This is a genomic window from Hungatella sp. SB206 (genome assembly GCF_051132295.1).
GTDB classification, from domain to species: domain Bacteria; phylum Bacillota; class Clostridia; order Lachnospirales; family Lachnospiraceae; genus Hungatella; species Hungatella effluvii.
Genome location: NZ_CP096603.1, coordinates 7,364,189 through 7,389,007 on the forward strand (window position 1 = coordinate 7,364,189; position 24,819 = coordinate 7,389,007).

25 protein-coding genes are annotated in these 24,819 nt (G+C 49.2%); 6 read left to right on the forward strand and 19 right to left on the reverse strand.

Going from position 1 to position 24,819, the window contains the following annotated elements; all coding sequences use genetic code 11:
- Window positions 1-32: 32 nt before the first annotated feature.
- Genes M1L66_RS33080 through M1L66_RS33090 form a run of 3 tightly spaced genes read right to left on the reverse strand, consistent with a single transcriptional unit; the run spans window position 33 to window position 4,166 of the window.
- Complete coding sequence (locus M1L66_RS33080) at window positions 33-1,619, reverse strand: helix-turn-helix domain-containing protein (protein ID WP_434689969.1); 1,587 nt, start codon at window positions 1,617-1,619, stop codon at window positions 33-35.
- Window positions 1,597-3,108, reverse strand: coding sequence for a sensor histidine kinase (locus M1L66_RS33085; RefSeq protein WP_187024698.1), 1,512 nt, complete (start codon window positions 3,106-3,108; stop codon window positions 1,597-1,599). The genes M1L66_RS33080 and M1L66_RS33085 overlap by 23 nt, the downstream gene beginning before the upstream one ends.
- A gap of 11 nt (window positions 3,109-3,119) precedes the next feature.
- Window positions 3,120-4,166, reverse strand: a complete 1,047-nt coding sequence (locus M1L66_RS33090; RefSeq protein WP_434689972.1) for a substrate-binding domain-containing protein — start codon at window positions 4,164-4,166, stop codon at window positions 3,120-3,122.
- A gap of 219 nt (window positions 4,167-4,385) precedes the next feature.
- On the opposite strand from M1L66_RS33090, the gene M1L66_RS33095 reads away from it, so the two are divergent.
- Both M1L66_RS33095 and M1L66_RS33100 read left to right on the forward strand, forming a co-directional pair.
- Window positions 4,386-5,195 (forward strand): ZIP family metal transporter, encoded by an 810-nt coding sequence (locus tag M1L66_RS33095; protein WP_187024700.1) that lies wholly within the window; start codon window positions 4,386-4,388, stop codon window positions 5,193-5,195.
- 198 nt (window positions 5,196-5,393) lie between these two features.
- Window positions 5,394-6,200: a GNAT family N-acetyltransferase gene (locus M1L66_RS33100; protein ID WP_187024701.1), complete on the forward strand. Its 807-nt coding sequence runs from the start codon at window positions 5,394-5,396 to the stop codon at window positions 6,198-6,200.
- A gap of 110 nt (window positions 6,201-6,310) precedes the next feature.
- Here M1L66_RS33100 and atpC read toward each other — a convergent pair whose 3' ends face one another.
- From atpC to M1L66_RS33160, 12 genes are all read right to left on the reverse strand, one after another.
- Window positions 6,311-6,727 carry an ATP synthase F1 subunit epsilon gene (atpC, locus tag M1L66_RS33105; protein ID WP_002605329.1) on the reverse strand — a complete coding sequence of 139 codons (417 nt, stop codon included), beginning with the start codon at window positions 6,725-6,727 and terminating at the stop codon, window positions 6,311-6,313.
- A 12-nt stretch (window positions 6,728-6,739) separates the two neighbouring features.
- Window positions 6,740-8,146 carry a F0F1 ATP synthase subunit beta gene (atpD, locus tag M1L66_RS33110; RefSeq protein WP_002605330.1) on the reverse strand — a complete coding sequence of 469 codons (1,407 nt, stop codon included), beginning with the start codon at window positions 8,144-8,146 and terminating at the stop codon, window positions 6,740-6,742.
- A gap of 38 nt (window positions 8,147-8,184) precedes the next feature.
- The gene (gene atpG, locus M1L66_RS33115) at window positions 8,185-9,084 is read right to left on the reverse strand and encodes an ATP synthase F1 subunit gamma (RefSeq protein WP_187024702.1); all 900 of its coding nucleotides are present in this window, start codon (window positions 9,082-9,084) and stop codon (window positions 8,185-8,187) included.
- A 3-nt stretch (window positions 9,085-9,087) separates the two neighbouring features.
- The gene (gene atpA, locus M1L66_RS33120; protein WP_187024703.1) at window positions 9,088-10,596 is read right to left on the reverse strand and encodes a F0F1 ATP synthase subunit alpha; all 1,509 of its coding nucleotides are present in this window, start codon (window positions 10,594-10,596) and stop codon (window positions 9,088-9,090) included.
- 5 nt (window positions 10,597-10,601) lie between these two features.
- Window positions 10,602-11,105 carry an ATP synthase F1 subunit delta gene (gene atpH, locus M1L66_RS33125; RefSeq protein WP_002605333.1) on the reverse strand — a complete coding sequence of 168 codons (504 nt, stop codon included), beginning with the start codon at window positions 11,103-11,105 and terminating at the stop codon, window positions 10,602-10,604.
- Window positions 11,086-11,586, reverse strand: coding sequence for a F0F1 ATP synthase subunit B (atpF, locus tag M1L66_RS33130; RefSeq protein ID WP_187024704.1), 501 nt, complete (start codon window positions 11,584-11,586; stop codon window positions 11,086-11,088). The genes atpH and atpF overlap by 20 nt, the downstream gene beginning before the upstream one ends.
- A gap of 51 nt (window positions 11,587-11,637) precedes the next feature.
- Window positions 11,638-11,856 (reverse strand): ATP synthase F0 subunit C, encoded by a 219-nt coding sequence (gene atpE, locus M1L66_RS33135; protein WP_002605335.1) that lies wholly within the window; start codon window positions 11,854-11,856, stop codon window positions 11,638-11,640.
- A 53-nt stretch (window positions 11,857-11,909) separates the two neighbouring features.
- A complete protein-coding gene (locus tag M1L66_RS33140; RefSeq protein WP_002605336.1) occupies window positions 11,910-12,572 on the reverse strand; it encodes a F0F1 ATP synthase subunit A in 663 nt (220 codons plus the stop codon).
- Window positions 12,573-13,084: 512 nt separating this feature from the next.
- Window positions 13,085-13,351, reverse strand: coding sequence for an RtcB family protein (locus tag M1L66_RS33145; protein WP_434689977.1), 267 nt, complete (start codon window positions 13,349-13,351; stop codon window positions 13,085-13,087).
- Between the two features lie 20 nt (window positions 13,352-13,371).
- Complete coding sequence (locus M1L66_RS33150; protein ID WP_434689980.1) at window positions 13,372-14,019, reverse strand: RtcB family protein; 648 nt, start codon at window positions 14,017-14,019, stop codon at window positions 13,372-13,374.
- Window positions 13,944-14,105, reverse strand: coding sequence for a hypothetical protein (locus tag M1L66_RS33155; RefSeq protein ID WP_434689983.1), 162 nt, complete (start codon window positions 14,103-14,105; stop codon window positions 13,944-13,946). The genes M1L66_RS33150 and M1L66_RS33155 overlap by 76 nt, the downstream gene beginning before the upstream one ends.
- Before the next feature lie 10 nt (window positions 14,106-14,115).
- Window positions 14,116-14,283: a hypothetical protein gene (locus M1L66_RS33160; RefSeq protein WP_187024705.1), complete on the reverse strand. Its 168-nt coding sequence runs from the start codon at window positions 14,281-14,283 to the stop codon at window positions 14,116-14,118.
- Between the two features lie 806 nt (window positions 14,284-15,089).
- Between M1L66_RS33160 and M1L66_RS33165 the strand changes: the two genes are divergently transcribed.
- Window positions 15,090-15,893: an alpha/beta hydrolase gene (locus M1L66_RS33165; RefSeq protein ID WP_187024706.1), complete on the forward strand. Its 804-nt coding sequence runs from the start codon at window positions 15,090-15,092 to the stop codon at window positions 15,891-15,893.
- A 93-nt stretch (window positions 15,894-15,986) separates the two neighbouring features.
- On the opposite strand, the gene M1L66_RS33170 is transcribed toward M1L66_RS33165, so the two are convergent.
- Both M1L66_RS33170 and M1L66_RS33175 read right to left on the reverse strand, forming a co-directional pair.
- A complete protein-coding gene (locus M1L66_RS33170; protein ID WP_002605340.1) occupies window positions 15,987-17,243 on the reverse strand; it encodes a metal-dependent hydrolase family protein in 1,257 nt (418 codons plus the stop codon).
- Between the two features lie 29 nt (window positions 17,244-17,272).
- Entirely contained in the window at window positions 17,273-18,697 is a 1,425-nt protein-coding gene (locus M1L66_RS33175; RefSeq protein ID WP_434689986.1) for an APC family permease, read from the reverse strand.
- A 179-nt stretch (window positions 18,698-18,876) separates the two neighbouring features.
- Between M1L66_RS33175 and M1L66_RS33180 the strand changes: the two genes are divergently transcribed.
- Window positions 18,877-19,590 (forward strand): LytR/AlgR family response regulator transcription factor, encoded by a 714-nt coding sequence (locus tag M1L66_RS33180; RefSeq protein WP_434689988.1) that lies wholly within the window; start codon window positions 18,877-18,879, stop codon window positions 19,588-19,590.
- Window positions 19,587-20,897 (forward strand): sensor histidine kinase, encoded by a 1,311-nt coding sequence (locus M1L66_RS33185; protein WP_187024275.1) that lies wholly within the window; start codon window positions 19,587-19,589, stop codon window positions 20,895-20,897. Before M1L66_RS33180 ends, M1L66_RS33185 begins: the two co-directional genes overlap by 4 nt.
- Before the next feature lie 102 nt (window positions 20,898-20,999).
- Here M1L66_RS33185 and M1L66_RS33190 read toward each other — a convergent pair whose 3' ends face one another.
- On the reverse strand, window positions 21,000-22,247 hold the full coding sequence (locus M1L66_RS33190) for an Nramp family divalent metal transporter (protein ID WP_187024276.1): 1,248 nt from the start codon (window positions 22,245-22,247) through the stop codon (window positions 21,000-21,002).
- Window positions 22,248-22,348: 101 nt separating this feature from the next.
- On the reverse strand, window positions 22,349-23,320 hold the full coding sequence (locus M1L66_RS33195) for a dihydrodipicolinate synthase family protein (RefSeq protein ID WP_187024277.1): 972 nt from the start codon (window positions 23,318-23,320) through the stop codon (window positions 22,349-22,351).
- A gap of 501 nt (window positions 23,321-23,821) precedes the next feature.
- Between M1L66_RS33195 and M1L66_RS33200 the strand changes: the two genes are divergently transcribed.
- Window positions 23,822-24,817 (forward strand): LacI family DNA-binding transcriptional regulator, encoded by a 996-nt coding sequence (locus M1L66_RS33200; RefSeq protein ID WP_187024278.1) that lies wholly within the window; start codon window positions 23,822-23,824, stop codon window positions 24,815-24,817.
- Window positions 24,818-24,819: the final 2 nt, after the last annotated feature.

Consider the following 24,819-nt stretch of genomic DNA (forward strand, 5'->3'; position numbering starts at 1 on the left):
TTTTTCATATCCGTCCCTCTCTTTCTTCCGTCTTACCGGTCCCTGTACTCACTTGGCGTCATGCCCTCATATTTCTTGAAAATCCGGCTGAAATAATTGGGGTCGCTGTATCCGCACATCATACAGACCTCCTTGATGCTGTGTCTGGGGTCCTCAAGCAGCCGCCTGGCATTGCGGATTCTGGTCCGCGTCAGATACTCGATGAACGTCTCCCCCACCTCCTGCTTAAACAGCTTGCTGAAATAGTAGGGGCTGATATCCACCATCCGGGACGCCTCATCGAGGGTAATCTCCCTGGCGTAGTTTTCGTTGATGTAATTTTTCACCCTGGAAACCACATTTTCAAATTCGCGCTCTCTGGAGGTGCTGATGTTGTCACAGATCTCTCTGGTTTTCCCGACAAACCACTGGCGCAGGCCATTTAAGTCTGCCGCCCCCTGGATCTCCGCCAGATAATTTTCCCGGTATCGGAACCCATAATGGACGTTTCCCGCCTCAAAGGCCCGCTTTTCCAGCCTCATAATCATTTCGAGCACCTTCACCTCGATATTGGCCCGGACATTGCCGTCATGCTGGGCCATCCAGTCAAAAAATTCGTTGGCGCAGGCCGCAGCTCCCTCTTGATCCGCCTTGATGCCGCGCTGTAGATACTGGTTCTCCAAATCTGTCGGATAATCCCCGTCATAATAGGCTGCCGCCGGAATATCCGTGATATGCACCACATGGCTGTCGCTCTCCCGCAATGCCTTCAGCGCCTCCTTATAGGAATCCCGCACATCGGCAATGGGCTTTACTGCGCCGATCCCGCCGCGGAACCGGGCGTCAATGGCGCCTTCCAGCCTGTGTATCATATTCCTCGTCCTGGTAATCGTCTCGACCCGCTCCTCATATCCCGTCTTTTCCCGGTCAAACGGCACGAAAAGCACGATCCGGTTGCCCATAATCGGCCCGGTGATACAGTCAAAGTAATCCTTTACCGTCTCCTTTAGGGTGGAATAATACTTATTCACCCGCACATTCGCCCCCACCGCATTGGTCATCGCACCGTTTTCGACATCATCCCCGAATTCCAGCACAATCATAAAGCCGTATGGCTGGCGGATATCCAGCAGCTCCAAATATCCCTGTTTATTAATATCCGTATCATCCTGTAAGACGCTGTAGATAAATCCGCTCTCCATCATCGGCACCACGATTTCTAACTTCTCCCGAATCTTTAAATCGTCGCTCAGCTTCTGCCTCGCCTCTTCCACCTGCCGCATGGCGCGGATGCAGACGTCCAGGATCTTCTTTTTGTTCACCGGCTTGGTGATGAACTCCATAACCCCTAAGTTTACCGCCTCCTGCGCGTAGGAAAACTTGTCGTACGCCGTGATGATAATGAACACCATGGAGGAATTGAATTTGCGGACCTCCCGGATTGCCTGAATTCCGCTTAGCCCCGGCATCTGAATATCCACAAACGCAATATCCGGGCGGAAGGACTCCGCCTGTTCAATGACTGCCCGTCCAGTCTTGACGCAGACAATCTCGCATTCGCTTCCAAAATTCGATTCTATGCTGGATCGAATCGACTCCAGCATAATCCCCTCATCATCAGCCACCAATATCCGAAACATCTCTCTCCTCCTCTTTCCTGGGGATTTTTAAAATAACCGTGGTTCCCCTTCCCGGCCCGCCGCTGGCAATCTCTAACACGCTGTCCGTATTATAGTAAAGCTTAAGCCTGGATATTACGTTGCTGACCCCGATTCCTGTGGTCTCCGGATTCTTCGTCCCCCGGCTCCCCTCATAAATCTGCCGGATCTGTTCCTCCGACATTCCCTTTCCGTTATCCTCCACACGGATTTCAATCTCTTCTTCGCAGTCCCGGACCACCAGCTTCACTTCGCCCTGCCAGTCGATCCCCCGTATCCCGTGGTTGACTGCATTTTCCACCAGGGGCTGAAGCATCATGCTGGGAACCCGGTAGTCCAAAACCGACTGATCAACTTCAGAGCTGTAATGAATCTCTCCCGCAAACCGCACATTCAGAATATAAATGTAATTTTCTACCGTCTCCACCTCTTCCCGGATGGTGGCGTCCTCCATCCCCTTCTTTACATTATAGCGGAAGAAATCCGCCATTTTCTCGATAAATACCGATGTCTTTTCCGCATCCTCCATCACGGCAAGCTGCACGCCCGCGTTTAAGGAGTTAAAGAGGAAATGGGGATTAATCTGGGACTGCAGAAACTTAAGCTGCGCCTCCTTTAAATGGCTCTGCGTCAGCAGTTCCCTGGCCTGCATCTCCTGCTCCTTCTCCGCGCTCTCTTTGATCTTAGTCACATATTCGCCCAGGCTGTCCACCATCTGGTTAAAGGTTCCCGTCACAATTCCCAGCTCATCCCTGGAATGGACCGGCGACACCTTTACATGGAAATTGCCCTGTCCCACCAGTTTGGCGGTCTGTGCCAAATTGGTTAATGGGGTGACGATATCCTTTGTCAGAATCATCATAACCGCCAGACTGATGAACATGACAATCATCAGAATCACCAGGCTGACAATCTCTAAATACTTAAGCGCCGCCTGCAGCGTCTGGTAACTGGCGGAATTGTTCTTGAACTGGCGTCCGTTGAGCACGGAGATGTCGTGGGTGATAAAGCGGTAAAGCTTAAGCGCCGATTCATAGGAGCTTTTGTATTTTTCCACGTTCATCCCCCGCTTTGCCTGAACGGTCTCATCGGCAATTACCAGATAATTGTCGGACATGCTGCGAATATTCTTTTCTAAAATCTGTATGGGGTTGTCGCTGATCTGCATGTTCAGCCCATTCAGCAAATCCTTATATTCCTGTTCCGCCCGGTAATAGTTGGTGAGGGAATCAGAGTCCTTGACCTCTAAATACCGGTACATATAATTCTGCACATCGCCAAGGCGGTCCGACAGCTCGTTTAAATTCACGTTGCTGGAATATACCGAGTCCATCCGCCCCACCATCCGGTTAATCTGGGCATAAATTAATAAGTTGCTTGCAAAAAGCGCAGCAGCTGTAAACGCGATTTCCAGAAATAATTTGCGGGTAATCGGCAGATTTTCCCACAGCCTTTTCAATCGGTTTCCCATCGTCTCTCCCATCACTGATCCATAAACTCATCTGCATTTTCCCGGGTTACGAACTGTAAGTCCACGCTGTAGAAGGAATTGGTCCTTCCATCCCGGATGCATTCCATCATTGCCTTTACACTGTATCTGCCCATCTCCTCCGTGTCGATGCAGAATGTCATCGCCATAGTGCCGCGCCGGACCGCATCCAGGGTGGTTTTTGACTTGTAATAGCCGATGACCTGCGTCTTGCCCACGCGGTTGTAATCAATTACCGCCTGGTAGACCGCCTCCGTATCTACCTCATCCATGCACACGATGATGTCCGGCGGCCCTTTTGCACTCTGAAATAAGTTCCAGACGATCTCCTCAGATTCAAACGCCCCGCCGGACGGAATCCGAACCGCCTCCGCCTTCACAAGCTCCGCCGTGGCTTCGGATGTCACCATCATGTTGTTGATCTGGTTGAAAATCTGGAAATGGTTGCTGTCTATGGATGAATCGTTAAGTAAAACCGTAATCCGGTACTCCCCCTCCCCGTCACGGCCTCCTCCCTCCGATTCCAGCTTCCTGATCATTTTCTCAAGCTGGCAGCCATAAGCCTGTCCAAGCTGGTAGGGGTTGATGCCCACAAAGCTCTTCCGTTCCGACGCGGGGGCATCGTTTAAAATGGTAACGACAGGAATGCCTTTTTCTGTCGCCTCATTCACCTTTTCATCCAGGTTTTCTTCATCGGTACACTCCAGGATGATGCCATCCACCTTGGCCGCGATACTCATATCCATTAAATCGACCATGGTGTTGATGGAGGACTGGTTCTTTTCCTTCAGCTCCACATATGCCTCCTGCTTTGCCGCTTCCTCCCGCACACTGTCGAATACGTCGTTCCAGAACCGGGAATCGGTATTGGCGACAATCATCACAAAATGATACCGGTAATTCCTTACATTTTCCGCATGGTCTACCCCGATCTGTTCCAGCACATAGCCATAAAAGGAGATTGTCAGCAGCGTCAGGAACAGAATGCTGAACAGGCCCGCCGCGACCAGGCGAAACAGGTTTTTGTTCTTCTTACTCATAAGCGGCCTTCTTTCTGTATATTCACTCTGAATTTATTATACTAAATTCAGAGCCAATGGAAAAGCAGGATTATCTTGCACAGGAATAGCATTATTTTGACAAATAATGCCTGATCTTCTGTATTCCTTCTTTTATGTATCATTGCACAGTTGATAATAGTATGGTATACTAAACAAAGTTAGATTTCGCTAACTCAGAACCCGAAAGGAGGTTTTATTATGAGTACGTCTTTATTATGGGCAGCCGGCGGGACTGGATTTACATTTTTAATGACCACGCTGGGCGCGTCTGTAGTTTTTTTCTTTCGCAAAGAAGTCAATGCATCTGTACAAAGAATTTTTCTGGGATTCGCGGCCGGAGTTATGGTGGCGGCTTCCGTATGGTCACTGCTGATTCCTGCCATCGAGGAAGCTTCCTTAAATGGTGGTATCGGCTGGATTCCTGCCGCCGGAGGCTTTTTACTGGGCGTGTTCTTCCTGATCGCTCTCGATACCTATCTCCCCCACCTTCACCCGGACTGCAGTAACCCGGACTGCAACGAGGCAGAGGGCGTCTCCTCCAGCTGGAAGCGGACCACCCTGTTAGTCATGGCGGTTACGCTTCACAACATACCGGAGGGCATGGCGGTCGGCCTGTCTTTCGCATTGGCCGCGCAGCACGGCAATGATCCGGCGCTCTACACCGCGGCCATGGCTCTCGCCATCGGTATCGGTATTCAGAATTTCCCGGAAGGCGCGGCAATCTCCCTTCCCTTGCGTCAGGAAGGTCTTTCCACCGGAAAGGCATTCTTCCGCGGCAGTATGTCAGGTATCGTAGAACCAATCTTCGGTATCCTCACGGTGCTGGTGGCAGGCGCCATCGAGCCTCTGATGCCCTGGCTGCTCTCCTTTGCCGCAGGAGCCATGCTCTATGTCGTAGTGGAAGAACTGATTCCCGAAGCTCATTTAGGTGAACACTCCAACGCCGGTACACTGGGCGTTATGGGGGGATTTGTCATAATGATGATACTGGACGTGGCACTTGGGTGATGATATTTAAGAGATGATATTTATAGATGTTATCTATATGGAAAGAAGCGAAATGGTTCTTGTTATGGACCGTTTCGCTTCTTTTTTTACTTACTTTCTTTCGTAAATCCTGCCACTTGGAAATTTTTTCCATCTCTGCTATACTGATACCATCACATTCTGTTTGCATCTGACAATCAGTCTGAGGAGGGAGAATTTATGAAAAAACTTACTGCTTCACATTTTAATGACGCCATGGCCTATGCCCTTCTGGAACCGGAATTCAACCTCTTCCTTATCGGGGATTTGGAAAACTACGGTCTGGAGTCGGAAAACGTCTCCGTATACACGGCCGACACCTGGACAGGGGGAACACTTCCCTACTTTATTCTGGATTACAGGAACAATTTCCTGTTCTACAGCCATACCGCAGATTACAATAAAGCTGAAGTCGCCGGATTTCTTTCCGGATTCCAGATGCACAATTTAAGCGGAAAACGTGAACTGATCGAGCCCCTGATACCGCTCTTGAAGGGCCTTGAGCTGGTTCCCACGTATCTGGCAAGGCTTGACCAGCCGGCCAGCCCCGATGATCCTGCCTTTCCTGCAAGGCGCCTTGTCCCTGATGATATTGATGCTATCTACGCACTGCTAAAGCAGATTGATGAATTCTTTTCCATGCGGAGTAAGACGGAGGAGGAAAACCGGGAAGATATTCTGAGTTCCATGACCAACGAAGGCCGGATGTACGGGGTCTTTGAAAATGGGACGCTTGCAGCCATAGCCGGAACCTCAGCCGAAAACTCCATGTCGGCCATGGTCGTCAGCGTTGCGACTCTGCCCGAATACAGAGGCCGCGGATACGCCACCCGGCTCGTAAACCGTTTGTGCCGGGACTGTCTGGCGGACGGTATGAAATTCCTCTGCCTCTTCTATGATAACCCGGAGGCCGGCGCCATCTACCGCAAGATCGGTTTTAAGGAACTGGGGCAGTATGCTATGGTAAGAAGTATTGAAAACCATTGAGAAAACGTATACCGCCTGGCTGCTGCCGGGTATAGAAAAAGCTTCCGCAAAAGCACCGCCCGTCAAACATCACGTTTGCCCGGTGCCTTTGCAGAAGCTTTCTCTATTTATTAAATCTCATACTTATGCTTCAGCCTCAGCCTCGCCAGCGACCTCGCCAGCGACGCCTCGAAATGCGAATGTTCCTGGATGCTCTTACTCTGTCTGAGCTGCTCCTCGGCTCTCTCTCTGGCCTCCTCGGCACGCCTCTCGTCAATATCCTCAGGACGTTCCGCAGTATCCACCAGAAGGGTGACACGGTTGTTGATAATCTGTACAAAACCATCGCCTACCACGCCGTTAATCCATTCGCCGCTTTCATTCATCAGTCTCATCTCGCCGATCGTAACTGCAATTACCATATCCTCATGGTGCGGCAGAACCTCTTTTTCTCCGTCTAACAGGGGGATGATGAGCTTCTGGCACGGTCCCTTAAAGAACACCTTGTCAGTTGCAATGATCTGCAGAAAAAATGTATTTGCGCTCACAGGCCCTCACCTCTATCTGCCTTCCTCGGCTCCTAATGTCTTCGCCTTCTCGATTACCTCGTCGATCGTTCCCACGTTAAAGAACGCCGCCTCCGGATACTGGTCCATCTCACCTTCTACGATGGCCTTAAAGCCGCGCACCGTCTCCTTTAAAGGAACGTACTTTCCGGCAACGCCGGTGAAGTTCTCCGCCACGGAGAATGGCTGGGATAAGAATTTCTGGATCTTTCTGGCACGGTTTACTGTGGTCTTATCCTCATCGCCCAGCTCCTCCATTCCGAGGATTGCGATGATGTCCTGAAGCTCTCTGTATTTCTGAAGTGTCTCCTGAACCATTCTGGCCACCTCATAGTGTTCCTCGCCTACCACATCCGGTTCCAGAATACGGGAGTTGGATTCCAGCGGATCAACCGCCGGGTAAATACCCTGTTCCACGATCTTTCTCGAAAGAACCGTCGTCGCATCCAGATGAGCAAAGGTGGTCGCCGGAGCCGGATCCGTCAAGTCATCGGCCGGCACGTAAACCGCCTGAACCGAAGTAACAGAACCGTTCTTGGTAGAGGTAATCCTCTCCTGTAACTCGCCCATCTCCGTCGCCAGTGTCGGCTGGTAACCAACAGCGGACGGCATACGTCCGAGCAGCGCGGACACCTCGGAACCGGCCTGAACGAAACGGAAGATATTGTCGATGAACAGCAGCACGTTTTTATGCTCCTGGTCACGGAAGTATTCCGCCATGGTAAGTCCCGTCTCCGCTACACGCATACGGGCTCCCGGCGGCTCATTCATCTGACCGAATACCAGGGCCGTTTTCTCGATAACGCCGGACTCTCCCATCTCGGTCCATAAGTCATTACCTTCACGGGAACGCTCTCCAACACCGGTAAAAATGGAATATCCGCCATGCTCTGTCGCAATGTTATGAATCAGCTCCTGAATGAGGACCGTCTTGCCTACACCGGCGCCTCCAAACAGACCGATCTTTCCGCCCTTTGCATAGGGGGCCAGAAGGTCGATAACCTTGATTCCCGTCTCCAGGATCTCCGCTACCGGACTCTGTTCCTCAAATGACGGCGGATCCCTGTGGATGACCCATTTCTCGCCTTCCTTTAACGGTTCGCCGTTGTCAATCGTCTCACCCAGGACGTTAAAAAGGCGTCCCAGTGTCTGCTCGCCGACAGGAACCCTGATTCCCGAACCGGTGGCCGTTACTTCCATATCTCTGCAGAGTCCTTCGCTGGAAGCAAGCATAATGCAGCGAACGGTATTATTTCCCAGATGCTGGGAAACTTCCATTACGCAGCGTTTTCCGTCATTATCTACCTCAAGGGCGTCCTTAATACACGGCAGCTCCACGCCTTCCTCGAACTCTACGTCTACAACAGGCCCTAAAACCTGCACGATTTTTCCTTTATTCATAATCTGTTTCTCACAGTTGTGAGGACTCCTCCTCTCTGTTATTTTTTCTTCTTCTTTTTTTGGGCCTTTGCTCCGCTGATTACCTCGGTGATCTCCTGGGTAATGGCAGCCTGGCGGACCCGGTTATAGGTGATTGCCAGTTCATCCAGCATATCCTGCGCACTCTTCGTGGCAGCCTGCATGGCCATCATTCTGGAATTCTGCTCGCTGGAGTAGGATTCCACCAGACCGCCATAGATAAATCCGGCTATATAGTTAGGTACGATGGCATCGATCACCGCCTTGGGCGATGGCTTCATCGTGATTTCCTCCAGATGGATGTCGATCGGTATGCCCTGGGGCACGCTGAAATTAGACTTCGGAAGCGGTAAAAGCTGCGTAATCTCGGCCTCCATCTTCATTGCATTGACCATTCTGGTGTAAATCATATATACCTCATCCAGTTTCCCGGACAGGAAATAATCCACGATTTTCTCCTCAATGATCCTCGCCCGGCTCATATTCGGGTTTTGCACCGTATACCGGAAATCCTGTTCTACCGGAATCCCCTTTCTCACAAAATACTGCTGGCCCAGCTCACCAACCACGAACAGCATGGGATTTCCTCCCTTGTCGATCTGTTCCTGTACCAGCTTAAATACGTTGTGATTGTATGCGCCCGCAAGGCCTTTGTCCGCGGTTACCACGATATATCCGATCTTCTTGTCTTCCGGCTTAATCTGCGGCCTCGTATCGAAATAAGGGTCCTCTATCTCCGGTGTATGCCTGACAATTCGGGAAATGGTCCTCTGGAGCGCATAGAAATAGGGTTCTGTATCGGTTAAGTTTTTTCTGGCCTTTTTAAGCTTTGACGAGGAAATCGTATACATCGCATTCGTAATCTTCATCGTACTCTTGATACTGTTCATCCTGCTTTGTATCTCTCTCGCATTTGCCATATCTTACACCTGCTTCTGTTTAAATTCTTTCACGCCGTCTAAAATGCTCTGCTTAAGCTCGTCGGAAAGAACTTTCTTCTCTTCGATCTCCTTCACGATTTCCGGATGCTTCTGCTCAAAGAATGCCAGCATTTCCTTCTGGAACCCCTTGATCTTTGACACTTCCACATCGAGAAGAAGCCGGTTATTGGCAGCTACCAGGCTGATGACCTGATCGTGTAAGCTCATCGGATGGCAGAGCGGCTGCTTTAACATCTCTGTCAGTCCCTTGCCATACTGGATCATCTCCTTCGTCGCCGGATCGAGGTCCGAACTGAACTGGGTAAATACTTCCATCTCACGGCACTGGGCCAGGTCGATACGAAGGCTTCCTGCCGCCTTCTTCATGGCCTTTGTCTGAGCTGCGCCGCCGACACGGGATACGGAAAGTCCCACGTTGACCGCAGGTCTCATACCGGAGAAGAATAAATCGCTCTCCAGAAATATCTGTCCGTCCGTGATGGAGATAACGTTTGTCGGAATATATGCCGAAACATCTCCGGCCTGTGTCTCAATAATCGGCAGCGCCGTAATGGAACCGCCGCCCTTTTCCTCACTCAGTCTGCTGGACCTCTCCAGAAGCCTGGAATGCAGATAGAACACGTCGCCCGGATATGCCTCACGTCCCGGGGAACGCTCAAGGAGTAAAGACAGCGCACGGTAAGCAACCGCATGTTTCGACAAATCATCGTAAACAATCAGCACATCTTTTCCCTGATACATAAAGTACTCTGCCAGCGCCGTTCCGGAATAGGGAGCGATATACTGAAGCGGAGCCGGTTCACTGGCTGTCGAGGACAGAACGATGGTATAATCCATGGCTCCATACTGGCTTAATGTATTGACCATCTTCGCAACGGTGGAAGCCTTCTGGCCTACCGCCACGTAGATGCAGATCGTATCTTTGCCCTTCTGATTTAAAATGGCATCAATGGCAATCGAGGTTTTACCGGTCTGACGGTCGCCGATGATCAGCTCACGCTGGCCGCGGCCGATGGGGAACATGGAGTCAATTGCCAGGATTCCCGTCTCCATAGGTACCGAAACGCTCTTTCTGTCAATAATACCAGGCGCCTCATTCTCAATCGGGCGGTAATCATCGGACTTGATGTCACCTTTCCCGTCGATTGCTGCACCCAATGCGTTGACAACTCTTCCTATATAAGCGTCGCCAACCGGGATACCGGCACGTTTCTTTGTTCTCGTAACCTTGCATCCCTCTTTAATCTCTCTATCTGAACCAAACAGGATACAACCGATGTCGTCCCGTCTGATATCCTGTACCATACCTTTTACACCGTTATCAAAGATAACGATCTCGCCGTACATGGCGTGGTCAATTCCATAAATCGTCGCGATTCCGTCACCGATTCCGATGACCGTGCCGACCTCCTGGTCTCTTGCATGTACGTCATAATCTTCAATCTCGCTTCTTAAGATGGAGATAATCTCATCTGAATTGATTGAACCCACGCTTCTCACCTCCGCATCAATATTTGCTCTAACTGTTTCATACGTCCTTTTATACTCCAGTCTGTCTCCATATCGCCGGTGCGGATCACAAATCCTCCGCCCAGACTGGAATCCTTAACAAGGCGGAGTTCCACATCCTGTTTCTGGTATTTCTTCATCAGCATCTGCTTAATTTTCTTAAGCTGCTCTGCGTCCGGCTCCGTCACATAATACAACGTTGCTCGCAGACTGCCTTCCTGTTCGCATGCATAGGCATGGTACGCTTCGAATACATCTTCGACCTCGCCCATGTCCTGATGTCCACAGAGCACCTTAAGAAAATTCCTCAGCTCTGCTGGAAATACCCGGTCAATGACGCGGTTTTTTTCGCTTTTTTTCACCACAGGGCTTACGAGGGCTTCCTTAAGCTGGGGAACCTCGCGAAACAGCACCTCCGCTTCTTCCACCATTTCCTTTGGAACCTTCAGTTCGTAAAGCACCTGTCCGTAATTATTTGCTGCCTGCGTCATGAGAATCACCTGCTTCTGCTATATACTGGTCGTAGAGTGCCTGGTTCTTCCTATCGTCCATCTCGCCCTGCACAACCTTCGCCGCTGCTGCAAGTACCAGACCTGCAATCTGCGCTTCCGCTTCCCTCATTGCCTTTTCCTGGTCCGCATTCGCCGTCTTGTGGGCATTTTCGATAATTCTGTCCGCCTGCTCTCCGGCTTCTTTTATCATGCGCTCCTGTACAGTCTTCGCCTCTGCCTTTGCCTCTTCCACAAGCTTCTTTCCTTCTTCCGCCGACGCCGCCAGCTTCTCTTCATACTGGCTTTTAAGCTCGAATGCCTGGGACTCGGATGCCCTTGCATTTGTGATGCTTTGATCCACCATAGTCTGGCGTTTGTTCATGATATCCATCACCGGTTTAATCAGGAAATGCTTGAGCAGAAGATACAGGACGATGACATTGACGATGTTCCACACAAGGTTAAAATCCAAACGTAACATCGAATTCGCCTGCCTTTCTATCTATATTCTTAACTTTCCGTCTGTCAGGCATTATTTTAAGAATAATATGATTAACAGAGCGATAACGAAACCGTAAATAGCAGTTGCCTCTGCAAGAGCACAACCAAGTAATAAAGCCTTGCTGATCTTGCCTTCTGCCTCAGGCTGTCTTGCGATTGCGTCTACTGCCTTTGAAGTTGCCAGACCAATACCTACACCTGCACCTACACCTGTTAAAACTGCGATACCTGCACCAATAGCTGTTAACATAATAAATATCTCCTTTTCTCTTTTTAATTGTTTTGATTACTCCAACACTTTGGTTACTCCACTGCTTCTTTGATAAAGAGGGCAGTTAAGAATACGAATACATACGCCTGAATGAGTCCGTCAAAGATGTCAAAATACATGCTGAACGGAATCGGTATGATTGGCGCTACGAGCTGCTTAATCAGCTCCATGACTACAAACGAACCAAGCACGTTGCCAAAAAGACGCATACATAAAGACAACGGTTTAATAAAGATTTCCAGAATATTGATCGGAGCGATAATCGCTACCGGTTCTGCAAAGCTTTTTACCCATCCCTTAAGTCCCTTCTTATGGAAGCCCGCATATTCAATTAATACGATGCTCATAAGGGCAAGTGCCGCAGTCGCATTCAAGTCCTTGGTTGGTGGTTTGAAGCCGATTAAACCGATCAGATTTGCAACGCCGATGTAGATGGCTATGGATATCAGATACGGGATATATCTGCGCCCTTCTTCTCCAACCAGATCATCAAAGAATTTGTAAATGCCGCCGATTGCCACTTCCAGCGCCAGCTGCTTCTTCCCAGGATTCTCCACCTTTAAATTTCTCACCAGGCAGATGGAAAGTATGGTCAGCACCGCCATGATAATCCACGACACCACTACGGATTCAGCGATAGGAATTCCACCAAATACCGGAATGGTAAATACCGTTTCGCAGTTAAGTTCTTCCATTAACCTCTCTGCTAAATCCTCCGTAATGCTCACTTCCTTTCTTCAAGACTCTCTAATACTATTATCATACTTGTACTGATATTTGTACATTAAGTATACCGTGTATCATACTTGCATCTGCAACAATTGTCAACTTTTCCGCTGCTTCTTAACAAATCGTTAATGAGACTAATTGTTTGAACATTTGGAACAATTTTCCCGGAGTTATTTCTGAAATTCTTATTAAATTTTTAAGGAAAATATGAAGGAATTATGAACTTTATTAATTTGAACCCCAATTTTCTTAATTTTATACCAAAAATCATTTCAGTATTTTGTGAAATTTGACCGTGTTTTTTTTGTGTTTTTTATTTCCATCGTCATTACTACCTAAACGTTAAGTTAATATTCTGCAAATGATAGATAAAAAGGCTATCCCCATGGGACAGCCTATTATTTTGACCATCAAAACTTACAAATGGCTCATCTATGTTTTTTATAATATTTCCGAAAAACTCTTCCTATTAAATAGCTTATTCTCCTGCCTTAAAGTTATAAACTGGTTTTATCACCTGAAGAATTTTTACCGTGGAATCGATGTACTTGACGATATCATCCATGGCCTTGTAAGCCATGGGACACTCATCCAGAGTTTCTGCGCCCACCGACGTCGTATAGATTCCCTTCATCTCCTGTTCGAACTCGGCCACTGTGAACGCCTTTTTCGCCGCTCTCCGGCTCATCAGACGGCCGGCGCCATGAGGCGCGGACCAGTTCCACTCTTCATTGCCCTTTCCCACACAGATCAGGCTCCCTTCCTTCATGTTGATGGGGATGAGAAGTTTTTCTCCACGGTCAGACCCATTCCGCTTACAATCTCGTCCATCATGGCCTTTCTGTTTAAAAGGGCGAAGTGCTGGACCAGCTTCATATCGTGAATGTAGTCCTCCATCTGCTGACCGCTTACGTATGCCAGTTCCCTGGGAACCGTGGTCTCACCGGACGCATGCAGCGCCTTGACAGCTGCCTCAATCTCTCCCTGCCGCCCCTGGGCCTTGTACGATTCGATCATCTGATTAATGGTTTTACATGACGGCTCCTTTAAGCTCTTATACGCCAGATCCTGATAAAAACCGGCCGTCTCCAGCCCCAGATGGCGGCTTCCCGAATGGATAACAAGATAAATATTGCCGTCCTCATCCTGATCCGCCTCTATAAAGTGATTGCCGCCCCCAAGGGTGCCCATGCTTTTCTCCGCGCGTTCCAGATTGACAGCGCCTTGCTCCAGGCATTTAAGCTTCTTTAAGTCAACCTCACCGTAATAGGGATGAGTCTTCTCCCTCACCAGAAATCCTGCCGGAATCCGCTCATGAATCAGCGTGTCCAGCCTCTTTAGGTCGAGCCGGCGCCCGCGTGGACATCCGGCATAATCCGGATCCTGGCGTCCGCCGCAAATTCCATGTCGCATAACTGTTTAAGCTGCTGGAGTGCCATGTCTTCTACCACATCTGTATAGACAATAGCCTCGTTGTACTTTCCTCTTACTGTTTTCATACCATTACCTTTATGCTCTTTTTCCAGTCACAACCTTGCTTTTTTTACCGATTTTAACACCAGCTGCTTTGTACTGGCTGCATCCGGCGCAGCATCCCTTTTTATCTGCATGAAGCCCTCTGGCGCATATGCCAAAGCCCATATAGTAAAGACATACTTCTTCTTTAACCTGTCTCATTGTAATCCCTCCTGAAATTTATATATTAATCTGTTTTTTATGAATATAGATGAATAAGGAGTCCGGCGATCCGGACTCTCGCGCCGGAGCGCGGTCGCTAAAGCGGCCATATTTCCTTAGTGCGCAGTGCGCATACCCGATAAAGCGGGGCGCGCTGTCCCCCGAAGGGTTTTGTTTCATAGGACGAATTTTCTATGAAATAAAAAAAGAGCCTTCCGGCTCTCCCAACGTCTTTAAATATTTCTGTCCTTATCTCGTTCTCTGATCCTGCCGCTAAAATCCAGTTATTTTAGGCAGCCGGATATCAAATACTTCCTGTAATCCCTGTGCTCCCGCCTGGATTTCTGTAAAGTTTACTTAGGACTCTTCACATTCCTCCGGTTGGACATCAGGTGATTTCTTCGCCTCCTATTGGCGAACGATCAGGATGGACCATTTTAAGACTAAGCCTGTCGGCTGTCGGTTGAAACCGTATGATATCATCTGTATGCAGCTGTATTATATTTTGTGACTGTATAAACTGGTTTTGTATAAAGAATGAATAGCCGCGTCTCATCGCAGGTCCTCCTTTCTCTTTTCTTTCGATTACAGTATTCCTCACCATTATGGCTCTTCGAATACTCTATCATGGAAGGTTATGGAATGCAAGGGTATGACTGGAAGTGTAAGGATTATGTAAGGATTCCTATTACAGTTGATAAAGATACGCCCGGAATTGGAATGAGGTCTTTCACGAACCTGCCGTTTATGGTATGATGGATGCATAGCAAAAACAGAATATTCAACTATTATTAAGGAGGTTTCTTATGGGAGAAATGATTTCTTCATTTGACGGAACAAAGCTTTACTTTAACAGAGAAGTGCCGGAACAGGCAAGAGCTGCTGCCGTTATTGTACATGGACTCTGCGAGCACCAGGGGCGGTACGATTATCTCGCAGATCTTTTCCATCAGGCAGGCATCGCTACATACAGGTTCGACCACAGGGGGCATGGCCGTTCCGAAGGAGAGCGCACGTATTACGAAGATTTTAACGAGCTTTTAGATGATACCAATGTAATCGTGGACATGGCTATTGCAGAAAATCCCGATCTGCCGGTCTTCTTAATTGGCCACAGTATGGGTGGGTTCACCGTTGCGCTATACGGTGCAAAATATCCGGATAAGAGGCTGCGCGGCCTGATCACCAGCGGCGCTCTGACGAAGGACAACGGCGGCCTGATTACCGGCGTTCCGAAGGACTTGGATCCGCACACCCTGCTTCCCAATGAGCTGGGCGCAGGTGTCTGCTCCGTAGCCGAGGTCGTAGACTGGTACGGAAAGGATCCCCATAACACAAAGACCTTTACCACAGGCCTGTGCTACGCCATCTGCGGCGGTCTCGACTGGTTTAACGGCGCTGTCAAGGACTTTACCTATCCGGTCCTCATGCTTCATGGAGAAAAAGACGGACTCGTAAGTGTAAAAGATACTTATGATTTCTTTGCTGAGGCACCGTCCAAAGATAAACAGATGAAAATTTACGGCGGACTCTTCCATGAGATCTTTAATGAATACTGCCGGGATGAAGTGATCGGAGATACGATCCACTGGATCGAGAAGAGAATTTAAGGCAGGGCAGGTCAGCCCTCTAACAGCAAAAGCCCGCAGAATACGGTGCCGCACGCGCGGCCGCCGTATTCTGCGGGCTCTCTGTTTCTGTATTTAGTGGCGTTTTACGAAACGTCCTTCTTTCATGATAACCTTCATGTTCTCCACGCAGATATTTCTGATATTCTCCAGCGGGTTGCCGTCGATAACCAGTAAATCAGCGCTCTTGCCTTCTTCCAGAGTACCCGTTACGTCTGCAACCTTCAGCATCTCAGCGCCTACCTTGGTAGCGGCAACGATGGTATCCATCTCGCTGATGCCTGCGCACTCTACGAAGGAGTACATCTCGCCCATGGCGGTATAGCCGTATGGTGTCAGGCTGGAGCAGAAAGAGTCAGAACCGATGGTTAAGCCGATGCCCTTGTCTTTTGCTCTTCTAAGGTTTGCGTAAACACGGTTAAGTTCCTTCTCAACCACATCCTTGCCCGGGAACTTGTCATGGATTTCCGGTACGTATGTCGGCGGATATGTCTTGAACCACTCATGTAAGAACTGAATTGTCGGGCAGAAGTAGATGCCTTTTTCCGCCATGATATCGAGACACTCGTCATTTAAAGCCTGGCCATGGATGATCAGATGAACGCCGGCCTTTGCACAGTCTAATGCGCCGCCGAAGCCTTCACAGTGAGCCCATACCGGGATTCCTACCATATTGCACTCGTCTACGACTGCCTGGATTTCTTCCATGCAGTAATGCTGATCCAGCTTCTGATCCCAGCGCCAGATTCCGCCGCCGGTTGCCCAGATCTTGATGGCGTCCGGGTTGTCACGCAGCCTTCTTCTCACTGCTTTTCTTAAATCCCATGGTCCGTCGATACGCTCAGCCCACGGATGGCCTAAATCGTTATGCTCTTTTAAGAGCTTATGGGAATCGCCATGACCTGCTGTACGGCAGAATCCAAGTCCTGTACCGACAACACGCGGTCCTTCCATGATTCCGGCTTCCACCATATCACGGATTGCAAGTCCGTTGCGTCCGATCTCACCAACTGTGGTAAGGCCTGTCTCCAGACATTCATGCGCCTGCTGAACAGCTACAACTGCTTTCTGCTCAACGCTCTCCAGTACCCAGTCACTGTCATCATCCGTTAAGTTACCGGAGAAATGCAGATGTGTATCAATTAAACCAGGCATAATTGTCTTTCCTGAAACATCTACGATTTCATACTCCGGACTAAATTCTTTTCCAGCACCCGCATAGGCGACTTTTCCGTCTTTTACCAGAACCAGGGAATCCTTAATTGGCTCTGCACCGGTACCATCGATCAGCAGTCCGCCGACAAATGCGGTATCTTTTAATTCTTTCTTCATGATAAAACCTCCTTTAATTTTTAGATATATTATTTTTTCTGTGAAAACATCTTTAAGATGAGGCCAACTACCAGCCAGCCTGCTACGATCAGCCACTCTACCGGCTTTAAGGCCGCCGGGCTCATCGGGATAACCATTAATGCAATAATGATGGAACCGGCCAGGCAGGCGGCTCCGATTCCCAGCTTGCCGCCGGGTACTTTATACGTTCTTGGAAGATCCGGTTCCGTCGTTCTCATACGCAGACAGGCGAAGCTCACCATGGTGCAGGAGAAAATAAATGCCAGCGCGGATACATTGGTCAGCGGAACCAGCATTTTCTTGCCCAGAAACGGTCCGACTATGGTTAAGCAGGCAAGAAGCATGTTGGCCATTTTCGGCGCACCGCTTTTTGGATCGATTTCAGCGAATTTCTCCGGGAGCTGACCCTTTCGTCCCATGGCCAGCATGATTCGGCTGGTGGCGCCATAGAAGGAGTTCATCGGTCCCATCGGCCCCAAGGTTGCGATTACCAGCATGATGACATACAGGAACATGTTGATGTCTCTTAAGCAGGCCAGAGCCGGCACGGAACTCTTTACAAAATCGGACCACGGAATAATGGTTCCGAAGGAATAGATACAGATCATGTAGAAGCCGCCGGCAGCCAAAAGCGCCATGCTGATTACCTTGCCGAACTTATTCCAGTCGAGGCCTTCCGCCGCCTCCTCCGCCTGCTGCGGAATCGTATCAAATCCCGCATAGAAGAACGGTGTCATGACAAGGACGGATACAATTCCGGCAAACATGTTTGTTGCGCTCGTAGAGGAACCGGCACCATCCACCTGTCCGAAAGCAGGTAAAATATTGTGCGGACCGCCTTTTACAAAAGATATAGCCATAGCCAGAAGCATACCGCCCAGCAGCGCCTTTGTTAAGAACGCCTGCAGCTTGGCGGCGGAACTCGCGCCTTTAAAGTTTAAGAAGATTACGTAGCACGCAAAGCCCAGAGCGATGATTGTCGGGAACAGATACACATCGGCCCCCATAATCGTATAGAGCTTTACGGAGCGAAGAAACGGCAGCATATCGCCGAACATATCAGAAACCAGTGTGGAGATTGCGATTGCCTCCCACGGACACAGGATTCCGTTTCCAAGCGCCAGGAACCAGCCCGTTATGTATGAAACGTTTTTACCGAAGGTTCTGTCCACGTACTCGACGATACCTCCGGATATCGGTATTGCCGCCGTCAGTTCTCCGAACACCGCGCCAATCGGAAGCAGAAATAACGCACCGATGAAAAATGCAATCATTGCAGCGATGGGACCGCCGCCGATAATCATCCAGTCACCCACCAGGAGCACCCAGCCCGTCCCGATGATCGCGCCGAAACCTATTGTGAAATAGTTCCAGATGGATAGGGTTTTCTGCATACCCGTTCCTTCCGGAGCTGTCTGTTTGGAACCAGCCATAGAATTAATTCCCCCTTTTATTTGGTATATGTGTCACTTGACAAATGCCATTTTAACTCTTATGATTTTATAGTCAATTATCTGTGCAGAAAAGACATTTTTCATGTCAGAAACGGCACCTGATTTAGCTATTTTTAATCTGTCCGCACCGGCGGACGGATTCGGAAAGGGGAAGCCATATGTATAAAGTTGCAATATGTGATGACAATCCGGCAGACCTGCAGTTAATAACGGATTATCTGACAGAACCTGAATTTCACTATCCGCTGGAGCTGTCCTCCTTCCACGACGGAGTAGAGCTGGTGCAGGCATATAAAAAGGAAGGACAGTTCGACTTAATTATCCTCGATATGATGATGGACCGGTTAAACGGGATCGAAACTGCCTTGAAGATACGAAAAGTGGATCAGAATGTGGCCATTCTCATCGTGACGGCAACTGTGGAATACGCCATCGAGGGCTATAAGATCAATGCGGCCCGTTACATCGTCAAACCTGTATCAAAGCCGGAATTTCAGAAAATCACAAAGAACATCTTCGCCTCCATCGATAAAAAGAGGGGGGCTTATTACCGTTTTCCCAGCAAGAGCGGGACTACCGTCATATCCATGGAAGATATCTTCTATTTTGAATCGGATATCCGGTCTATCCACATCTCCTCCAGACAGGGCGACTATACCTTTACCGGACGGATCAGCGCCGTTGAGGAGCAGACGGAAGGCCATGGCTTTCTCAGGATTCATAAGAGCTTCATCGTAAACCTGAAGCACGTTCACAACATTTTTAAGGATTCTGTAACGCTGGATAACGGAGAAGTGATTCCCTTGAGCCGTCACCGCCACAGGGAAGTAAACCAGAAATTTTTAGATTATATGGAGGAGCAGATCATATGACGGTTTATTACCAGCTGCTTCTGGACACAATTCTGTCATGTGCCGAGACACTGATTCTGTTTCAGATGTACCGTGCCTTCTTAAGGCGTAACTCCCGCCCCAATCAATACTATTACCTGGGGCTTTTTTCGTATTTCGTTTTTCAGCTTGTCACGTATGCCGGCCGCTGGCCGCTGTTTTCCGCGTGGACCTACTATCTTTTGTTTACGCTTCTGCTGGCCTGCCTCTTTTTCGCGGATGCGCTTCAGATTAAGATCCTCGTGACGTACCTCTTTGTCACCCTGCATTACTCATGCAAGCTGGCCTGTTCCACATTTTTTATGGCGCTAAAGCACGCGGATCTGCCGTCGGTCCCTTCCAATCTGATTCAGAGCCCTCTGTCACAGATTGCGGCCTGCGTGGTCTTTATCCTGTTTACCTGGCTGTTCATCTACTTCCGAAGCATGCGCCGCCACAATAAATACAACCTGTATTCCGCCATCACCTACTTAGCACCGGCCGGAATCCTCTTTATCGTCATACATCAGTTTTATCTGCGGACCATCAACCAGACCGCTCCGTTTTATTTATCGGAATCCGGGATTCTCATGTGTACGTCCTTCGCGCTGTTCTATCTGATCGACAAGACCGAGATGATCGACGAGGCCAGCGAGCGGAGTCTGATGGCGTCCAAGCTTCTGGAACATCAGAAAGATTATTACAAGAGTGTGGAAAAGTCCCAGCACGAGGTCGCGGCCATGCGCCACGATCTGAAAAACCATCTGCACTGCATCGCATCCTTCATCGAACTGGAGCAGTATCAGGATGCGCTTCATTACATCGACGAGATTTACACCGATTCCAGACACCTGTCTTCCACGGTCAACATTGGAAACAATTTGATCAGCATCCTGCTGAACGATGCCAAAGAACGAGCCTGCCTGAACAGCATCCGCATGACAGTAAATGTCATGGTTCCGCCGGACTTACCGATTGACAACGTGGATTTATGCATTATTCTGGGAAACTTACTGGACAACGCCCAGGAAGCCTGCTGCCGCATGGAGGGAGACACGGAGGACCGTTTTATTGACGTGGAAATTCTGTTTAAGAAGTCCTTTCTTATTATCAAGGTCACAAACTCTTATAACGGCCAGTACATCCTGAAGGAAAACCAGTATGAAAGTGTAAAAAAAGGCCAGCATTTCTGCGGAATCGGACTCTCCAACGTTCGCACGACGGTGGAAAAGTACGACGGAGAGATGAAGGTCACACCGAACGAAAAGGAGTTTGTCGTTACGGTGATGTTAATGCTGCTGGGTAACTGAAAAACCAGGGCAGAGAAAACAATTTTCCTGAAACAAGAATTGTTTTCTCTGCCCTGGTTTTCTATTATAGATTCCCGTCATCCCACAGGCTGCCTCTCACAATTACAAAAAGAACATCTTCCAGAGAGCGGAGCCTGTCATGATCAGGGCGAAGGCGTAACTGATCACCATACAGATCTGAAGTACCCTCGGAGTCTTTAATCCGGCATTAACGTCTTTGCGGAAAATCAGCCGGCAGACGAAGAATCCGCCAAACGGCGTAGCGATCGCAGTTGCAATATTGGCAATGAAGATCAGCTGAGTGGGGGAACCGCCGTAGCTGTAACAGATGACTGCCGCAAAAGCGATGCAAAGAAGGCAGCCCCAGCGGATAAACTTCGTCTCCAGCCCCACCGGCTTATCGATTCCGGCGGCAAGCAGCACCATACCGCGCTGTGTATTTCCAAGCAGTGAGGAAAACCCTGCTGCAAGCAGCGCAATGCCCATGACGACCGGCGCGGCTTTGCCTAAAAATGGAATCAGCAGATCGCCCAGCTGGGCCGGAGCCTTGATTGCCGTTCCTGTCGGATGCAGTACTATCGCACCGACTAAAACTATCGCCCCTGATATCAGGATGACAGCGGCCACATGGGCGATGGCGTCAGCAAGCATGATTCCGTTGAACAAATCTTCTTTTTTCCACTTCTTTTCAACGCCCAGATACGTTCCGTAAATGCCCGCTGTGATGGCCGCATTGGTGCTTATGTAGGCCAGCGCCGTAGTGAGGCTGCCATCCGCGACCTTCCAGTGGGTAAGCCCCCTGCCAAGCTCTCCCCATGCCGGTCCGCCCGTGGCAGCCAGCGTGGCATAAAAGCAGATAATCATTCCCAGAATACACAGCGTGATCAGTTTTTCCACTTTGGAATAAACCCCTTTGGTAAAATAACACACCAGAATAACAGCTATCATAATAAGAGAGCCCAGCTTCCAGTTCATTCCGAAGATGAGGTTCATACCGGCTCCCGATCCTGTGATATTACCCATGGTAAAGAACAGGCACGAGAAAAATGTGGCCATGCCAACAATCACTGCCGCCCCTTTTCCATAGTAATGCCGTATTGCATGGATTACCGGCATTCCCGTAAGCATAGAGAGCCGATATGTCGTAAGCATAAATGTGATTCCCATAAATGCGATGGGAATCACCAGCCATATCATGGAATACCCATAGTTGGAGCCCAGCATTGCAGATGTCGTTATATTTCCGGGTCCGATTACGACCCCCGCCAGAATAATACCCGGACCAATACGTTTTAACAGTTCCAGAATTGATGCTTTTTTGACTTTTGTCTGGTCAAATTCTTCCCCCATATTTTCACCTCTCCTGTAAAGAGGCGATGTCGGCTGCCTCCGGCACCGCCTCTTTATAATCCTTTCGATTCTCTGATTTTACAACTGGATTTCATTACTGATTACTGAAACTGGCTCATGTCCACTTTTTCCATGCCGCTGTTCTTAAGTCCCAGCGCGATCCAGTCCTTCTCTTCCTGGTTCAGGGGAAGCACAGGCTTACGCATTAAACCGCTGGAGAATATGCCGCGCTGTACGAGTGCCTCTTTCAGCCGTGCATGGGCCTCGCCGGATGGCTGGCCGCCGCCGTAAATAGCCTGTGAAATGTGATAGATCCGGTCTGACCAGTCCTGGGCCTCTTTTAATGTGTGATTTTCCGGATTGGCGAATACCTCGCGGGCCGGGCAGATGATCTCCGGTACACAGCCTGCAAAGCCGATTAAGGCGCCGTCCATTCCCGGGAACCAGCTGACACAGAGTGTCTCATCATGGCATGTAATCAGAGAGATATCCGGGCATTCCTGACGAAGGAGGCGAACGTCGTGCTCATAGATGGAGGTAACACGGGTTCCCATCTTGATACATTTTACGTGGTCGATTTCTTTACACATCTTAATCAGTGTCTCGACCGGATAAAACGCCTTGCTGGTGGCCGGATAAAGGTGAATGATGATATCAATATCCGCGCCCTCTGCCACGTCCTTCACATACTCAAACGGCGCGTCCGCATGCATGCCAAAGCGCAGCCACATGTGAGGAGGCATCAGCAGGATTCCGTCCGCTCCGGCTTCCTTTGCTTCCTTTGCCATCTCAATGGATTCTATGGTGTTCTCGCAGTTGATTCCGGAAATGATCGTCATAATATCGCCGCATTCCTCGCTGCAGATTTCAACCACACGCTTCCGCTCCGCACGGGAAAGGCCTGTGATCTCACCTGTATGGCCGTTGCACACCAGTCCCTGGATTCCCTTATTATAGAAAGTCTTCATCCAACGAAGGTAAGCACGGAACTCCGGTTCATTGATTGTATAGTCATCATTTAAAGGTACGGATACTGCCGGGAAAATTGTTTTAAAATTTTTTACTTTTGCCATAATTCTAATCTCCTTCTCATTTTATAAGCCTGATCTGTTTTATTCAATCTGCCTTATTTAATCTGTTTTTCCAATCTGTTTATTCAATTTGAATGTCATCTGACACAGCGGTCTGCCCCGAAATCTACTTCACCATCGCGCGCTGGTGTTTCAGCTTCGTTTATGCAATCGTTTGTATGTCTGTAGCTCCTTTATACCATACCGCAATGCGGCGGTCAATAGATATGGCCCGACCTGCAATTTATTGCATACAGCCTACAAATATTTGCATAAAGTATAGTATATTTTGTTTATACCTATAGTTTTTGTGCATATTCACCGTCTTTTGTATAAATCGGGCCGTGTTACGCTTAAGAAAAGAAGGTTTTAATCTTCCCCGTAATTCTTTCGTATTTCTCCTGCATTTTGCTTGTAATCCGCTTTAATCTGTACTATATTGTTATTATAGGCAAACGATTGTATATAATGTTCTGCAAAAATAAATGGAAAAGGATTGATCTTATGGCTACTTTAAAAGATGTTGCAAGACTGGCATGTGTCGATGTAAGCACGGTTTCCCGGGCGCTGAACAATACTTCCTATGTCCATCCGGATACAAAGGCCCGAATTTTCGCAGCCGTGAAGGAATTAAGCTATCAGCCCAACGTTCTTGCCCAGGGACTGCGTCAGGGGAAACGCCATACCATCGGCGTCGTCGTTCCCCGTCTTCATTTGACGCTGTTCGCCGATATTACTCAGAGTATCGAATCGGAATCCCGAAAGCTGGGGTATGCGACGCTCATCTGTCACACGGAGGATGACCCGGTCATCGAGAAAGAGTGTTTAAACCGCCTGCGCAATGGTTTCGTGGATGGCATTATCATAGCCGGTACAGGGCGTAATGGCCACCTCCTGCGGGATATCCACGCCGGAGGCATTGCGGTGACCCAAATCGTCCGGAAGCAGGAAGGCAGCATCAGCAGCGTCATTGCCGATTACGACGCCTGCGGCTATGACACCGTCAGATATCTCTATTCCAGGGGCTGCCGGGAAATCGGCCTGATTAACGGCACCACAAGCCTTGCGCCCTACCGGGAACGCTATAACGGCTATCACCGGGCCATGGAAGAGCTGGGGCTGACAGAAACCTGCGCCACCTCTCCGATGCCGGGCAACAATTTTGAATACGGGTATCAGTGTACAGAAGATCTTCTGAATCAGAATCCGGAGCTGGACGCCATCATGGCGGCCGTGGATATTCAGGGAATGGCGGCGATCCGCGCCTTAAAAGACAGAAATATCCGCGTTCCGGAGCAGATCCGGCTGGTAAGCCTAACCGGTCACTCCATTGGCGGACTCTTAGAGACGACCATGACATCGCTGGAGATTCCCGCCCACGAGATGGGCGAAAAAGCGACACATATGGTCATCGATGAAATTGAAGCGCCTTCCGATAATAAACCGAGCGTGCAGCATCTGGTATTCTCTGCATCGCTGGTGGAGAGGGAAAGCAGTTAAAC